This is a genomic window from Cupriavidus sp. P-10 (assembly GCF_003402535.2).
Taxonomy (GTDB): domain Bacteria; phylum Pseudomonadota; class Gammaproteobacteria; order Burkholderiales; family Burkholderiaceae; genus Cupriavidus.
In genome coordinates this window covers 2,114,618-2,129,937 of the sequence record NZ_AP025171.1, presented here as the reverse complement: position 1 = coordinate 2,129,937, position 15,320 = coordinate 2,114,618, and the positions used below count along the sequence as shown (strand labels likewise).

Here is a 15,320-nt window from a genome sequence, read left to right as displayed (position 1 = left end):
TTGAGCGGGCCGAATGCCTGCTTCAGGCGGAGGTACTGCAGGTGCGGAGCGACCGGCTCAGGACGCGTTCTTGAAGCGCGCTTGCAGTTCGGGCAGCAGCGGCTGCGGCGGCGTGATGCCGAGCCGCTTTTCCGTGGCGATCAGCCAGCCCGAGCGGTGCCATTCCTGGACGATCTTGTCCACCGCGGCGATGGTGTCCGTCTCGCCCTTGCGGGTCCAGACCACGGAGGGCGCCGGCAGGATCTCGGTGGAAATCGGCGCGGCATAGTCGGCCCAGTCAGGGTTGCTGCGAACCAGCGGGTGAATCAATGTCGCGTCGTGAACCGCGGCGACGCACTGGCCGCCGCGCAGTGCCAGCAACGATTCGGCGGAGGTCTTGAAGCCACGCACCTGCGCACCGTACTGTTCCTGCAAGGGCTTGACGAAGCTGCTGCCCTGCGAGGCGCAGACGGTCTTGCCGCGCAGATCCTCCCACCTGGCGATGCCGCTGCGCTTGAGCACGGCAGCCGTGCCGCCGACGCGGTAAAACGGCGTTGGCGCATAGCCGAGCAGCTCGCCGCGCTCGGGGTTGTATTCCATCGACGCAATCAGCAGGTCAACCTTGCCCTGCTGCAGAAACTGCACGCGATTGGAAGGCTGCACGGGAACCAGTTCGGCTTCCACGCCCAGGCGCTTTGCCAGGTCGCGCGCCAGATCGGGATTCCAGCCGACGGGCTGCTGCGTGACGGGATCGATCGAGCCGAACAGGCTGCCGCCGACGAGCACGCCGATGGAGACTTTGCCGCGCTGCTTGACGCGGTCCAGCGTGGCATCCGCCCAGGCGGCGTTCAGGGTGAGGCAGGACAGGGCCGCAGCAGCGGCGATGCGAAGGAGCGGGAGCGCGGGCATGTCTGGTCATAGGAACAATGAGGGGACGATGCTATCGCCCGGTGCCGCGGTGAACAAAGAAGGCTTTCGGATATGGATATACAGCGTGCCGGCCGGGCGCGTGCACGACATGCGCTTGCGCGAAAAAGGGCGGCAGTGACGTGGGAGCGGGGATTGACGTTACAGAGTCCTATGGCGACTACTGGGACCAGCGTTCTTCCCACTCTTGTCGAGACCCGCTGCTATGGATTCATAAAAGATCGGAACGGGATGCCGCCCTCTTTCAGCGGGCCTGTGCGGCGTCGGTGTCCGCGGTGGCGTCGCCCTCGGTGCCGTCAAGGTGCACATCGGCCATCCCCCCATTGAGCTGGTTCAGAAAGTGCACCAGCGAGACCTTGTCGTCGAACCTGAAGCTTTCCAGGGCCTGGCGATAGAACTCATAGATCCTGGGCTGCAGGCTGGACCAGAACGCGCGACCCATTGGGGTCAGCACCACATTCTTGGCGCGCCGGTCCACGGTGTCAGCCACCCGCACCACGTGTTCGTCGCGCTCCAGGCGCTTGAGCACGCCATCGAGGCTTTGCCGGCTGACCACCAGGTATTCGGCCAGCTCCGAGAACGACATGCCTTGCGCGGCTTGCGGCCGCGTCAGCGCGCCCAGCACCGACCACTGCACCGTGGTGATGCCCAGGTACTTGATGGTCTGCCGGTCCAGCGTATTGCCCGCCTGAAACAGCCGGAAGAACAGGCGGTTGTGGACGGACGAGACGGACTGGTCATAGGAGGGATCGGAACTGGTCATGGCTGGGAGCTGCGGGTCGCGCAGCGGGGGGCAGGCGGGATGGCGACATTCTACGGCCGGGGGTGCCGCCCGCGCCGGAATGCCGGATGCGCCGGATAAGTGATTCTTCAACAATGTATGACATGTAGATTGCATGATTGTTCGGCTGAAATGCTGATTTCACGTAAAACTATATCAAGTAATTGACGTATATTCGTGGGGTGCCTAGTATGTGTTCACGCAACCACCAGAACAAACGAGGACCCCATGGAGACACTCGACAAGATCCTGACGCCGCTGAGGATAGGCAGCCACGTCATTCCCAACCGGATGGTGATGGGTGCGATGCATACGCGGCTTGAGACGCTTGACCGGCCGCACGAGCGCCTTGCCGCCTTCTATGCGGAGCGCGCCAGGGGCGAGATCGGGCTGATCCTGAGCGGCGGTTTCTCGCCCAATCCGGAAGGGGTCATGGAGGCGGGCGGGCCGCTGTTCAACAGCGCCGGCCAGCTTGACGAGCATCGCGCCGTGACCAGTGCCGTGCATGAGGCGGGCGGCAAGATCGTGCTGCAGATCCTGCATGCCGGCCGCTATGCCAAGGTGCCGGAGTGCGTGGCCCCGTCGCCGGGCAAGGCGCGTATCAATACTTTTTTGCCGCACGCGCTGAGCACGGACGAGGTCTGGAAGACGATCGACGACTTTGCCCATACCGCGGCGCTGGCGCTCGAAGCCGGCTATGACGGTGTCGAGATCATGGGCTCGGAGGGATACCTGATCAACGAATTCACCGCCGCGCCGACCAACCGGCGTGACGATGAGTTCGGCGGCAACTTCGCCGCGCGCATCCGCTTCCCGCTGGAAGTCATCGGCGCGGTGCGCGAGCGGATCGGCCGCGATCCGATGCTGGTCTACCGCATTTCCGCGATCGATCTGGTCGAGGGCGGCATGACCGGTGGCGAAGTGGCCGAATTCGCCAGGCAGGTCGAAGCCGCCGGTGCAGACCTGATCAACACCGGGGTGGGCTGGCATGAGTCGGCAGTGCCGACCATTGCAGCCACCGTGCCGCGGGCCGCCTGGAGCGCGGCCGTGAAGAACGTCAAGCAGGCGGTGGGCATTCCCGTCATGGCCTCGAACCGGATCAATGCGCCCGATGCCGCCGAACAGGTGATCGCCGGCGGTGTTGCCGACCTGGTGTCCATGGCGCGGCCGCTGCTGGCCGATCCGGATTTCGCCCGCAAGGCGCGGCTTGGCCTCACCGACGAGATCAACACCTGCATCGCGTGCAACCAGGCCTGCCTGGACCGCATCTTCACGGAACGCACCGCGACCTGCCTCGTCAATCCGCGCGCCGGCAGGGAGATCGAATTTCCCATTGGGGTCGTCTCCGCCCCGAATCGGATCGCCGTCGTGGGGGGCGGCCCGGCCGGGATGGCGTTTGCGATCAACGCCACGGAGCGCGGCCACCGCGTCACGCTGTTCGAAGCGGAGGCCCAGCTCGGCGGCCAGCTCAACCTGGCCAAGATGGTGCCCGGCAAGGCCGAGTTCCACGAGATGCTGCGCTATTTCCGCGTCAGGCTGGACAAGCTGAAGGTGACGCTGCGGCTGGGCGAGGCCGCCACGCCCGAGGCGCTTGCCACGGGCAATTTCGATGAGATCGTGCTGGCCACCGGCGTGTCGCCGCGAGTGCCGGACTTCATCGGCGCGGATCATCCCAAAGCCGTGTCCTATCTCGACGTGCTGAGCGGCAAGGTCACGCCTGGGCAGCGCGTGGCCATCATCGGCGCGGGCGGGATCGGCTTCGACGTTGCCGAATTCCTGCTTGGCGATGCCGAGGAATCCCTCGATCCGCAGGCTTTCTTCCGTGCATGGGGCGTGGATCCGAAGAGCGTCACGCCCGGCGGCCTGACCGCGGCGGCCGAGCCGGACGCGCCGCGCCGCAGCGTCTTCATGTTCCAGCGCAAGGACGAGCCCCTCGGCAGGCGCCTGGGCAAGTCGACCGGCTGGATCCTGAAGGCCAGGCTGCGCAAGGCCAATGTCGGCATGACGGCGGGCGCGACCTATGACGCCATCGATGATGAAGGCCTGCACTACACGGTCCAGGGCAAGCCGCATGTGCTTCCCGTCGATCACGTCGTCCTGTGCGCGGGGCAGAACCCGAACCGCACGCTGTACGACGAGCTGGTGGCACGTGGTCTCAAGCCCCGCCTGATCGGGGGCGCCGATGTCGCCAGCGAGCTTGACGCGCTGCGCGCCATCGACCAGGCCACCCGGCTCGCTGTCGCCCTCTGAGTTCACCTTTAACCCACTGACTGCCCGGCTTCAAGACGCCGCGCCATATCGTATTTGAAACGCTGCCGCGCACGGCGACCGGCAAGCTTCAGAAATTTGTCCTGCGCAAGCTGGCTGCCGCAGCGGTAGCCAGCCGGACTTAGTCACGAATTCACTCAGGAGATAGCAGTATGCGAGGTCTGAACGACAAGGTGGTCGTCATCACCGGTGCGGCCGGTGGGATTGGCAAGGCGCTGTGCCAGCGGTTCTGCGAAGAAGAGGCGCGCGTGGTCGCCGTCGACGTCAATGCCGATGCGCTGGAGCAGCTCGGCGCAGCGCTCAAGCCAAGCGGGGCGAGCGTCACCGCCGTCAAGGTCGATATCACCGACCACGGCGCGGTGAAGCAGGCAATCGACACCGTTGCGCAGCACGGCTAAAGGCAAGCGCACACCATGAGCCAATACACCGATATCCTTTATGAAATGCGTGCCGGCGTGGCGCGCATCACGATCAACCGCCCGGAGAAATACAACGCGTTCCGCGGGAAGACCTGCGACGAGCTGATCGATGCCCTGAACGCCGCATCGTGGGACAAATCCGTCGGCGTGGTCGTGCTGACGGGCGCCGGCGACAAGGCATTCTGTACCGGCGGCGACCAGTCGGCGCATGACGGCGGCTACGACGGGCGCGGCGTGATCGGCCTGCCGGTCGAAGAACTGCAAGGCATGATCCGCGAATGCCCGAAGCCGGTGATCGCGCGCGTCAATGGCTATGCCATTGGCGGCGGCAATGTGCTGGTCACATGCTGCGACCTGGCCATTGCCTCCGATACCGCGCAGCTGGGCCAGGTGGGGCCGAAGGTTGGCTCGGTCGACCCGGGGTTTGGCACGGCGCTGCTGGCGCGTGTCGTGGGGGAGAAGCGGGCGCGCGAGATCTGGTTCCTGTGCCGGCGCTACACCGCGGCGGAGGCCCTGAACATGGGACTGGTGAATGCCGTCGTGCCGCACGACCAGCTCGACGCGGAAGTCGATAAATGGTGCCAGGAAATCCTGGCCATGAGCCCCACGGCACTGGCCATCGCCAAGCGTTCGTTCAACGCCGACACCGATTCGATCCGCGGCATCGGCGGCCTGGGCATGCAGGCACTCGCGCTGTACTACGAGACGGACGAATCGCAGGAGGGCGTGCGCGCCTTCCTCGAAAAGCGCAAGCCGCGCTTTCGCGAAGTCTATGAAGGCAAGCGCAAAGCCGCTGGCGGAGGCGAGGCATGACCATCAGCCTGCGCTATGACGGCGAACTCGCCGTGCTGACGATCGATCGGCCAGCCGCCCTCAATGCCCTGAACGTCGACATGCTCAAGACCTTGTCGGGCTATGTCGATGACATCGAACGGTCTGATGCGCGCGGCGTTGTCATTGTCGGCGCCGGCGATCGCGCATTCTGCGCCGGTGCCGACATTGCGGAATTGCAGGACCGCACGCCGGCTCAGCACCTGGATGGCTCGGTGTTCGGGCAGGGGGTGCTCTCCAAGCTGGCTGCGCTCAGCATGCCAAGTGTTGCGGTCATCCGTGGCCTGGCGCTTGGGGGCGGCCTCGAGCTTGCCATGGCATGCAGCTACCGCGTGGCGCTGGCCGGCGCGAACCTCGGGCTACCTGAGATCAAGCTCGGCCTGATCCCGGGCTACGGCGGCACGCAACGGCTGCCACGGCTGGTCGGCACAACACGGGCGCTGGATCTGATTACTACCGGCCGAATGATTGCCGCAGACGAGGCACTGGAAATCGGCCTGGTCGACCGGCTGGTCGAGGGCGGCGACCCGGTCGCTGTCGGCAAGGCACACCTGGCTGAAGTCTCGGAAGGCCGGCCTTCAGCCTTTCATCTGGCTCGTGAGGCGGTGTTGTCCGCGGCACGGCTGGACCTGGATGCCGGCCTGCGCGCGGAGGCTGAATTGTTCTCGCGCGCCACGCGCACCGACGACGCGCGGGAAGGCATCGGAGCATTTCTCGCCAAACGCGCGCCGCAGTTCACCGGCAGATAACGTATCTCCTGAAGGAGCGGGGGTGCCGATGGTGCCGGCACGGCGCTCAACGCCCGCGCGGCTGGTGGCGGCCAGGGCGCAACCGGCACCACTCCATGTATGAGGGTCAATCCATGATGCTTGCCGCCGCGGTGCATTCATTTGAACAGCAGTTGTCGATGGAGGCTACCTCTATCCGGGAGCTAGGCTGGAGCCAGGACTACCAGGAAGGCGTTCATGCGTTCAGCGAGAAGCGCCCGCCCACGTTCTCCGGCACCTGAGTTGTTGTCGGCCGCCTGAGCCGCTCAAAGGCCACTTTGCGGCGGGCTTCCCGTTAATGAGAAACATAGGCAGAAGATGTCGCGCGACAAGCCACTGGATGTCGCGTTTTTCACCAAAAAAATGATTCATACGCCTCGTGCTGAGTTGGCCAAAGAACCAAAGCATGTCGTAATTTTTTTTCGACAAGGCATGAGATGACGTTTTTTCTGTGAGCTAAGTCTTTGTTTTTTATGTATATTTCTTGCGCCTGTTGTCCCAGGGCAAGGCACTAGATGTCGCGCAATCAACACATGTGATTAATTGGGCTCTTGTGTCCTTGGGTTCGACGTAGGTGATGAAGGCCATCCTTGAGTCAAAGGGGCACTCCTTTCCGCCTTCTTTTGGGAAGTTCAAACCGTCTACTCAGCAGACTACACGCTGCTATGCCCATCCACCCTCCAGTAGCCGTGCGACTCGACTGGACGGCAAACGTCAACTTTGGTGGGACAGTAGAGCAGCTCTTGTCTCAAATGTGTTTATTTGTGCACGTTTAGACAATAGACGGATTATGTCTGAAGTAGTCCCGCACTTTTGCTTTCGGACGCGGCCGCACTTCGAACGAGACTGTGAGCGTATATGCATGGATGCAGAGGGTCTTGCGTCCAGGCGGCAGTGGTACGGCCGTCCAGTTGGCGCTGCTGAGTCAGCCAGCAGCTCAAATTCCGCTCAAGAATTGACGTCTTTCAAAGCTTCTCGGTATCGGGCAAAGGGAATAAGCCCTGTCAGGAAGAATCTGCCTTGTTTGGCACGGTCAACGTTGGGGGTAAAGTCATCCGGCATTTCGACTCGAGAAATCGCCTCAAGTGAACCGCGCAATGGGAGGGATTCGATTAGCTCGAGCAGCGTGCGCTGGGGTTTTTGCCTTGTAAGCGCAGTCGCGAGCTTTGCTCGCGAAAGTAGCAGCGCCGCCGGCGACGCGGGCCTCTTCGCGTCTTGGAGGGGGAAGACTTCCCCTGCAGCAACGTGCTTCAGGATCCTAGGAAGGTTTGTACGTGCTTCCGCTATCCCGATATGAGTCACACAGAATGCAACCTCTCCTAGGTTTAGAAGCTTTTCATCGGTCTTCTGGCCAAGTGCTTTTTTTGACACGTCACCGTCCCCACCGCCATTTGAAGTTAGAGACGAGTGTATGTGCGAGGGTGCTATGAGCAAAGTCAGCACTGTCGCGAAGTAGCGCGCGGCTTATCCTCGCTGCTGCGACTTGGGGGGATCGGTCTGGGCCTGTTACAGCCACGTCGTCTGGGCCTGCAGGTTCGTCAATTCCCGAGCACTCGCCTTCTAAGCGAGCGGTCAGAGGTTCGAGTCCTCTAGCAGGCCGCTGAAATACCTCCAGAGGAAGTCAGCGCGACAGCCGGGTGAAGCGTTGATTTGAGGGTCTCATCCAACCTCACATTCATGCGCGGCGCAGACACCTTCACCGAAAGCCTGTTCACCATGCGGAGGCTGGATGATTTCGTGCCGAAGTCCCACCCGCTGCGCTCGATCCGCGCCATGGCCAACCAGGCGCTGGTGAAGATGGACCGGTTGTTCGCGCAGATGTACGAGGCCGACATTAAGGGCGGCCGGCCCAGCATCGCGCCGGAGAAGTTGCTGCGGGCCATGCTGCTGCAGGTGCTCTACAGCATTCGCTCCGAACGCCAGCTCATGGAGCAAGCGCAGTACAACCTGCTGTTTCGCTGGTTCATCGGGCTGTCGATGGACGACACAGTTTGGGTGCCCACGGTCTTTACCAAGAACCGCGAACGGCTGATCAAGCATGATGCAGTAATCGAGTTCTTCAACGAAGTGCTGGCCATCGCGCAGAAGAAGGACTGGCTGTCGGGCGAACACTTCAGCGTCGACGGCACGCTGATTCAAGCGTGGGCGGGCCACAAGAGCTTCGTGCGCAAGGATGGCGGCGACGAAGACGACAACGACGGCGCCAACTTCAAGGGTCGCAAGCGCAGCAACGAGACGCACGAGTCCAAGACCGATCCCGATGCCAGGCTCTACCGCAAGGGCAAGACCGCCAGTGAACTGCGCTACATGGGTCATACCCTGAGCGACAACCGCCACGGCCTGGTGGTGAGCGCGATGGTGACCAATGCGGACGGACACGCCGAGCGCGAGGCTGCGAAGGTCATGCTCAATGATGCCAGGCAGGTGGCTGAGGATCTGGATGTGGAAGTCACCGTGGGCGCGGATAAGGGCTACGACGCCGAAGAATTCATTCAGGCATGCCTGGAGATGAAGGTGACGCCCCACGTGGCACAGAACACCTCGGGGCGGCGCTCGGCCGTTCCGGACGAGATCGCCAACAGCATCGGTTATGCGATCTCGCAGCAGAAGCGCAAGCTGATCGAGCAAGGCTTTGGCTGGGCCAAGACCGTGGGACGCATCCGCCAGGTGATGGTGCGCGGCCTGAAGAAGGTTGACCAGATGTTTGTGCTGAGCATGGCCGCCTACAACCTCGTGCGCATGCGCTCGTTGGGACAAATCCGTCCGCAGTTGCCGTAATCGCGGTATTGACGCCGGAATCGGGTACCAAATCACCGAAAAGGTCGATGCAGTGACGTTTGGCTTCCGGATTGTGAAAAATCACAATCCGGAAGCCTTGCAGGGGAAGCTTCGCCGCTTGCGCGGCGAGTACTTCAGCAGCCTGCTAGGACGCGCCACGCATTTTCCGGGGGGTGGCGCGCGTTTCGCCGCTTCGGGCCGGCCCTCGCGACGCGGGCGGAGCCGGCCGAGGGTCCGCTGAGGGGCCAAACGCGTGACATGGGTGAAATGGACATGCTGCGCTGCCACTGAACGCGGGACGGCACGCGCAGCTTGCGCAGGCAACGGCGAGCGCCGCGCCACCCTCCCGGTGCCTTCATTGTAGGTCAGTCGCCCGCGATGTGCGGCGGCGGCTCGAGCGCCTCCAGCCGCACGCCGGTCTGGATCTGGCCGGCGAACCACAACAGTGCCCAGGGCTTGGTGTTGAGTGCCGCCGCGACGCGTCCCACCGTCTCGAGCGAGGTCGAGACTGCACCCCGTTCCAGGCGACCCAGCGCGGACCCCAGCATGTCCGCCTTTTCTGCCAGTTCCTCCTGACTCAGTTTTGCTTCGAGCCGGCGCAACTTCACGGCTGCGCCGAACGCCTGTTCGAGTGTCATATCTGCCACGCCTTGCGAAACCGCTATTTTTTTATCGAGGCGCTTTAAGATCCATATCGTTTGGTGTTCCTAAAAGAACATATATGTTCTAAAATTGCCGCTGAGCGCTAGATGCGCCGCGCGTCCCGCGTAACGCACATCGGGGCCGGCGATTTCCCCATGCGTGACGAGGCGGAATCCAGGCTGGAGCAAGACCTGGGGCAACGGGTGCGTCGCCTGCGGCTGGCGCGCAATCGGCCGCAGTCGGTGCTGGCCACGCAGGCCGGCATCAGCCTGCGCGCGCTGCGCAACCTCGAGAGCGGAGCCGGCTCGTCCGTCTCCACGTTGTTGCGCGTGCTCACAGCGCTGGAGTGTGAAGCCTGGCTGCAAGCGCTCGAGCCCGAGCTGGCCACGCTCCCGATCGGCGAACTGTCCCGCGTGCTGACGCGCCGGCGGGCGCGCCGCTAGGGCGTGCCAGTTTTTATTTGATCGAGGACTGAGGTTTGCCATCCCTCCGATCGGACGCCACGCAGCCCCGATGACAACGCGCCTTCCCACGTTAAGACGCTGGCGACATGGAGCGCGGCGCGGGCGTGTGTATCCGGTCCACGATGAAGGCAATGGTCAAGACATGGATCCCGAAATCATGAAGGAAAAGGTTGTTTCTAGGATGTCCTCATTCGGCGCGCCGGCTGACGCCCCGGCATGCGCCAGCAATGAATCCGACCGGCAGCGTCAGCATTGGCACGTCAATTTGCTAAAGCAGAGGCTGGTACACCGCAGCGGCTTGCTGCTACAGGGGGCGGCGGATGGGTTTCAGATTGGTGTGCTGCCGAGGAATTACCCCGCAGCGAAACTGCTCGTGCTCCATGATGAGGCCCGATTGCTCTATCGAGCGTTGGCGCAGCGGTGGACCGCCGCGGCGTTGCAAGCCCTGGCAGATCGACTGCGCGCCATGGAAGTGGCCAGCGGGCGCGGCGAACTCTGCCTGCAGCGGTCACTCGACGCGGAGGGCAACCTGCTGGATTGCCGGATTGCTGGTGTCGAATTGCCGCAGGTGGAAGTCGCCGAGATTTTTGGCGACTGCACAACGCTGGGGGTATTGCAACATTCGCGCACTACGGTGCACGGCGAGAACGGTGAGCCGCCGCGCCAAACCTCCGAGCCAGGCGGAAGGGCGCCTGTGCCGCCCATGCGGCGCGCCCAGATCGCCGGCTTCCAAGCCATTGAGGGCCTGGACGCCTTCGCCATCAACTTTGCCGCTCTGGCGCAATTGGCTTCACGAGGACTTTCGGGCGGCCGCCCCCGGCCATCATGAGGGGGCAAGGCTTCGCTCGATCAACATAGGAAGAAGGTCAGACAATATGCAGGACGGATATGCAATGAATGGAATGGACAGAGTGCTCGCTATCGCGGCAGAGCTGAAGGCTTCGGCCTCACTTGTCCTTGATGAGCCCACGTGGGTGAGGACCGGCCTGGAAATGCTCCGCATCGCCGCTAACGCCGACGTGGAGGCGCGATTGGATGCCCGCTCGGACACCTACCCCAATACGTTCTCGCTGCTGGTGCGAGGCCATGTGTCGGCCATGGAGGAGCGGTTTCGGGCGCTCACGCCAGCTCCCGTCTTCGTTCGTCCCGTGCTCGACAGCTATACCTGGCGCGTGGAGTTGGATCTGCCCCTCTTGTCACGACTGCAGGCGCAATGCGTACCGGTCGACAGGCAAGGAGAGGCAGATCTCCGGCCGAACGCGGGGGACCCAGTTGACCGGACGGAAGACGGCTGCAGAGCTGGGGAAGAGTTGCCCCCGCGGCCGGCTCAGCCACAGGTGCCAGTTCACCTTTCGGCGCCTCGGACTTCCCACGTCAGGCTGGAGGAGATTCCCGAGCCGACGCGCAGCAATTTCGCCCACAACTCATTCGAGGATCAACCCGACCGATCGTCGCCGAAGCACTCAATCCGCTCGGATGTGCCCATTTCTGGCACTGGGGCGACTTGCTCGCCGGTCTGAGATGAGGGGATGACCTGATGTTTTGGCAAACACCTGACGTGGCGGTAAAGCCCGAGATCGAGCTGGCTTGCTGGGCGGTCGTGGAGACCGACAAGGGGGAACGGCACCTGGTTGGGATCGACCTGGCGACTGGGGCGGGGCAGGTAAGCAGTGCCATTGAGGCCTTCGATGCGCGCGCCATGGAGTTCCGAACGGCCAGTGGCCGGCGCTACCGGATGTGCGAAGCCGCCAACTTGGCGGACGATGCGCGTTATGCATGGGATCGCTGGGCTACCTTTAATGGAGTGCAGTCATGGCGTGACGTGACAAAGGAATACGAGTCAGCCATGGCAGCATTTCTGGCGAGGCCTTAATGTTCCGACAAGGATGTGCCGGGAGAGCGCGCTGATGACAAGCTGGCCAATGTGACGTTGCCCGCCGATGTTCGCGAAGGAGACAGAGCGCTTCGTCTGGATTTTTCGTCGACCTTTGCACACGCGATGGGCAAAACGTGTCCGCCTCAAAGTGGTCGTTGGTGGGAGACCGAGGACGCGGAGCGGCTCACAACGAGTTTGTCGAGCTTCTCGGTCTCCCTCTTGCCAAACATCGGATGTCTTGAAATGAGGAGGAAGGATGGAAGCCCCAGCGATGAACCCGGCGTCCGCGCGCAATCGTCGACGTGCCCGGCGCCGACACGCAAGACGCTTGCGTTTGCGCGTCGACTACATTCAGTATGCGGTCGTTGACGTTCGCAACGACGTGATTGAGACCTGGATTGCAGCAACGCGTGCGAACGCCGGCCGGCTGCCCGCGGGTCTGGTCGCAGACTCAGTCTTGGCCACCTCTGTCGAGAAGGCGATTACGTTGCCCTGGCGCCTTATTCCATCCGTGCCGGCACATGGGTCTCGCCGAACAACCCGCGCCATGAATACAGAGGGCGCCGCCGCGCTCGCAAAAGAGAGAGCTGAGAATGAGCAAAGAGCTCGGGACATGGCAAGTTTGCGAGGTCGGGAAGATTTGCTGCCGGCGCTTGATCGCGCCAGGCAAATGCTTCGTGTCTTTGCGGACGCACCAGCGCCTGAATTCCAAGGCTCGTTGCGGCGAAAGCCACGCTACTAGTAGGCGGAAGCGGGCAGCACAAGGCCCCCTCACTCGTGTGAGGCTTACTCTGGGACTACCCAATGTCTTCAGCAAATTGTTTAAATGACCGCGCGCCGAAGTACCAGGTCACAAAAAAATTCGGATAGGAACAGCTTCCCAGTCAGACAAGTCGAGATCGACGACAACCAGATCGAACGTCCATAGCGCTTTTGCATCTGAAAAAAGGAAGTTACTTCGTGCAGTCTATGGCCCACTTCGCGGCCTCATCCTCGAAGGATCCTGAGGCTCTCCATCTTTGATGGTGAGCGACAGTGACGCGTCACGGTAGGCAACCCCTGCCAGCCTTGACGGACGAGACTAAACGTGCTGCTTCAGTTCCCTATGATGAGCGATGGTCAAGGCCACCATGTCACGGAGTGACAGCTTGCCAGCGCGCGCAAGGGCAACAAGCAGATTATCCGTTGCGTCAGGCGCCACGTCGTCACCCAGCAGGCCCGTCACGGCTGTAGCCCATTCATCGGCGAAGGTCGCCAAATACTGGATGCCTTCCCGCCGTGCCAACTCAGCGACGTATCGCGCGGTCTTTGTCATTTTCGTCAGTAGTGGTGGACACTGGGCGCTCGGACGATTTCCAATCCCCTCAGCGTGGTTGGATAACCTATCGAAGCTTGTCGACTTTATGGAGCGAGGAGACGGGCACAGCTTTGAGGATCTGTAATGCGGAGCCGCCACTCGAATGTCCGTGCGACAGCGATGACGAGTGGCGGAAATTGGCCGCGGAAGGTACCTGTCGCGAGAACTGCGCTTGTCGCTGACCGGCCCCGGGCGGCCCTTCGAATCGGCGATTTCACTGCTCCAGAAGCCGCCGCTCAACTTGCGCTCATCGGCTTGTCCGGTCAGTAGAGACCTACGGCGTTTAAACCGACCTATTGCTGCTAGCGTGGGAAGAGATGGTGGTATCAAGTCGCGCCGGCTACCATGGCTCTTCAGCTTCAACATAAATCATTGACTCTTAACGATTGGCCGTTCGAAACTCAAATTTGGAGAATCAGCGGCCAATGCTTAACTGGTCACTCGACAAGGCAGCATCGCAAGAGACTTGAGATAGTGAGCCGCATCTCGAGGAGATCGGTCTCATGGCCGGATACCAATCCGCGCTCCCGCGTTCAATCAGAATTTATGCCGAATGCTCAAAGTAGCACCGGTCTGGCTCTGCCCCGGCTCGATAGTGCTGCCGAACCCGCAGATGGGCGCTCCGTGCGATCGCCAATCGAGCGCGAGTGCAACGGTTGATAGAGCCCCGGCGGCCCAATGATACCTGTATTCAGCTATGGCCATTTCGCAGAACCTCGAAAAGCGTCCACAGCGCAGGGCTTCACGCGCCCTGTTCGCGACCGGTCTGTGGCAGTACGCTTGTTCACCACCGGCGGTAGCCCGTGCATCGCGTCGAAGGAAAAGGAGTGCGTAATACGTAAAGTTATCCTAATATACGGGATCTTATTGTAGATGGATGAGGCCCATAATGCACTCCAACGGAATGTCCAGGCGAACCGCGCTCCACGCCATGGCGGCGGCAGCCACCATGTTGACGACTGCTCCCCTCCGGGCGAAGGAACCCTATCCGAATCGCCTTATCCGAATCGTGGTACCGGTGGGCCCCGGGTTCAACACCGACGCCCTTGCACGCATGCTCGCCGAAGAATTGCGAAAAAAGGCTCGTGTCCAGGTGCTCGTCGACAATCGAGCGGGCGGGGCAGGTGGAAGCGTAGGAGCCGAGTTCGTCGCTCGTTCAGAGAATGACGGCTACACGCTTCTGTTCAGTTCGCCGGGGCCGCTGGGAGTCAACAAGCTTCTGTACAAGGGGCTCGGCTATGAACCACTGGACCTTACACCGGTCGGCTTGATGTCCGAGGCGGCGAACGTGCTGCTGGTGCGCGCCGGTAGCTTCAAAACCCTAGGTGCACTGGTTGAATTTGCAAAGGCCAATCCCGGCAAGCTGAACTACGGGTCCGGAGGCGTCGGCACCAGCACACATCTCTCGATGGAAGTGTTCAAGACAAGAACTGGAACGAACATCGTGCACGTGCCCTACAAAGGGTCTGCGGCCGCCGCCGTGGGGCTGCTGTCCGGGCAGGTCGACATGTTCTTCGGTGAGTTAGGTGCATCCATTGAGCACATCAAGAGCGGGCGGGTGGCGGCGCTGGGAGTGGGGACTTCATCCAGCCATCGCTTGTTGCCGGGAGTGCCGCCAATTGCGGCCACGCTCCCAGGCTTCACCTCCACCGTATGGTATGGCCTGGTTGCCCCGCCGAAGACGCCAGCTCCGATCGTCGACAAGCTTTCCTCCTGGGTCGTCGAGATCATGAAGCAACCAGAGGTCGTTGCGAAACTGCAAGCCGTCGGCGGGCGGGCGATAGGTGCGCCCGCAGGGGAATTTGGACGATTCATTCGTGAAGACTTGAGGCAGTTAGAGAAGGTGATTCGCGACGCCAACATTACCGCGATTTGAAACACCACATCCTGGATCCGGGCGCGCTGCTGCAACGGTCAGGGCGTCCATACGAGGCGGTCGAAGGAAGCATTGGCGCGTCATATCAGGGTCGACGTGGTTCGTGCTTAGACGTCCGGCGTCCAGCATTCCAATGGTGGCGCTTCCATTCCATGGTTGTGTCCGGCGTTCCGCTTCCACCAGAACGCAGGCGCCTTGCCGTTGTTCTCAGCGTAATAGCCCTCCATGCGTCTCCTCTGCCAATTTCGCCGATATCGGATTGTGCAATCTGATGCATAGGATGCGCAGTCTGATGCGTAATTCAGAGGTGATAAATGCTCTAAATTATGGTCATTCGCCCTCCGTTGGGCATCGA

At 62.0% G+C, this 15,320-nt stretch carries 15 protein-coding genes and 1 tRNA gene; 11 read left to right on the top strand and 5 right to left on the bottom strand.

What is annotated here, in order from left to right; translation table 11 throughout:
• Positions 1-57 precede the first annotated feature (57 nt).
• The gene (locus CTP10_RS26445; RefSeq protein WP_199414667.1) at positions 58-888 is read right to left on the bottom strand and encodes a transporter substrate-binding domain-containing protein; all 831 of its coding nucleotides are present in this window, start codon (positions 886-888) and stop codon (positions 58-60) included.
• A gap of 262 nt (positions 889-1,150) precedes the next feature.
• Complete coding sequence (locus CTP10_RS26440) at positions 1,151-1,669, bottom strand: MarR family winged helix-turn-helix transcriptional regulator (protein WP_116321892.1); 519 nt, start codon at positions 1,667-1,669, stop codon at positions 1,151-1,153.
• 246 nt (positions 1,670-1,915) lie between these two features.
• On the opposite strand from CTP10_RS26440, the gene CTP10_RS26435 reads away from it, so the two are divergent.
• The 5 genes from CTP10_RS26435 (at position 1,916) to CTP10_RS26415 (ending at position 6,214) form a co-directional block, all read left to right on the top strand.
• The gene (locus CTP10_RS26435) at positions 1,916-3,937 is read left to right on the top strand and encodes an oxidoreductase (RefSeq protein ID WP_116321891.1); all 2,022 of its coding nucleotides are present in this window, start codon (positions 1,916-1,918) and stop codon (positions 3,935-3,937) included.
• Between the two features lie 170 nt (positions 3,938-4,107).
• The gene (locus tag CTP10_RS26430) at positions 4,108-4,353 is read left to right on the top strand and encodes an SDR family NAD(P)-dependent oxidoreductase (protein ID WP_116321890.1); all 246 of its coding nucleotides are present in this window, start codon (positions 4,108-4,110) and stop codon (positions 4,351-4,353) included.
• A 15-nt stretch (positions 4,354-4,368) separates the two neighbouring features.
• A complete protein-coding gene (gene badI, locus CTP10_RS26425) occupies positions 4,369-5,187 on the top strand; it encodes a 2-ketocyclohexanecarboxyl-CoA hydrolase (protein WP_116321889.1) in 819 nt (272 codons plus the stop codon).
• Positions 5,184-5,954 carry an enoyl-CoA hydratase-related protein gene (locus CTP10_RS26420; protein ID WP_116321888.1) on the top strand — a complete coding sequence of 257 codons (771 nt, stop codon included), beginning with the start codon at positions 5,184-5,186 and terminating at the stop codon, positions 5,952-5,954. The genes badI and CTP10_RS26420 overlap by 4 nt, the downstream gene beginning before the upstream one ends.
• 113 nt (positions 5,955-6,067) lie before the next feature.
• On the top strand, positions 6,068-6,214 hold the full coding sequence (locus tag CTP10_RS26415) for a hypothetical protein (RefSeq protein WP_158577714.1): 147 nt from the start codon (positions 6,068-6,070) through the stop codon (positions 6,212-6,214).
• Positions 6,215-6,920: 706 nt separating this feature from the next.
• Here the strand turns inward: CTP10_RS26415 and CTP10_RS26410 are convergent.
• Positions 6,921-7,343: a hypothetical protein gene (locus CTP10_RS26410; RefSeq protein ID WP_147316261.1), complete on the bottom strand. Its 423-nt coding sequence runs from the start codon at positions 7,341-7,343 to the stop codon at positions 6,921-6,923.
• 153 nt (positions 7,344-7,496) lie between these two features.
• Between CTP10_RS26410 and CTP10_RS26405 the strand changes: the two genes are divergently transcribed.
• Positions 7,497-7,572: transfer RNA gene (locus CTP10_RS26405), tRNA-Arg, on the top strand.
• Between the two features lie 77 nt (positions 7,573-7,649).
• Positions 7,650-8,750, top strand: coding sequence for an IS5 family transposase (locus CTP10_RS26400; RefSeq protein ID WP_116321887.1), 1,101 nt, complete (start codon positions 7,650-7,652; stop codon positions 8,748-8,750).
• 365 nt (positions 8,751-9,115) lie between these two features.
• On the opposite strand, the gene CTP10_RS26395 is transcribed toward CTP10_RS26400, so the two are convergent.
• Positions 9,116-9,388, bottom strand: a complete 273-nt coding sequence (locus CTP10_RS26395) for a helix-turn-helix domain-containing protein (RefSeq protein ID WP_116321886.1) — start codon at positions 9,386-9,388, stop codon at positions 9,116-9,118.
• 159 nt (positions 9,389-9,547) lie between these two features.
• Between CTP10_RS26395 and CTP10_RS26390 the strand changes: the two genes are divergently transcribed.
• From CTP10_RS26390 to CTP10_RS26380, 3 genes are all read left to right on the top strand, one after another.
• A complete protein-coding gene (locus tag CTP10_RS26390; RefSeq protein WP_116321943.1) occupies positions 9,548-9,835 on the top strand; it encodes a helix-turn-helix domain-containing protein in 288 nt (95 codons plus the stop codon).
• A gap of 163 nt (positions 9,836-9,998) precedes the next feature.
• The gene (locus tag CTP10_RS26385; protein ID WP_116321885.1) at positions 9,999-10,685 is read left to right on the top strand and encodes a hypothetical protein; all 687 of its coding nucleotides are present in this window, start codon (positions 9,999-10,001) and stop codon (positions 10,683-10,685) included.
• 708 nt (positions 10,686-11,393) lie between these two features.
• The gene (locus CTP10_RS26380; RefSeq protein WP_116321883.1) at positions 11,394-11,729 is read left to right on the top strand and encodes a hypothetical protein; all 336 of its coding nucleotides are present in this window, start codon (positions 11,394-11,396) and stop codon (positions 11,727-11,729) included.
• A 1,084-nt stretch (positions 11,730-12,813) separates the two neighbouring features.
• On the opposite strand, the gene CTP10_RS26375 is transcribed toward CTP10_RS26380, so the two are convergent.
• Entirely contained in the window at positions 12,814-13,047 is a 234-nt protein-coding gene (locus CTP10_RS26375) for a hypothetical protein (protein ID WP_116321882.1), read from the bottom strand.
• Between the two features lie 991 nt (positions 13,048-14,038).
• On the opposite strand from CTP10_RS26375, the gene CTP10_RS26370 reads away from it, so the two are divergent.
• Positions 14,039-14,965, top strand: a complete 927-nt coding sequence (locus CTP10_RS26370; protein WP_158577713.1) for a Bug family tripartite tricarboxylate transporter substrate binding protein — start codon at positions 14,039-14,041, stop codon at positions 14,963-14,965.
• The last annotated feature ends 355 nt before the right edge of the window (positions 14,966-15,320 follow it).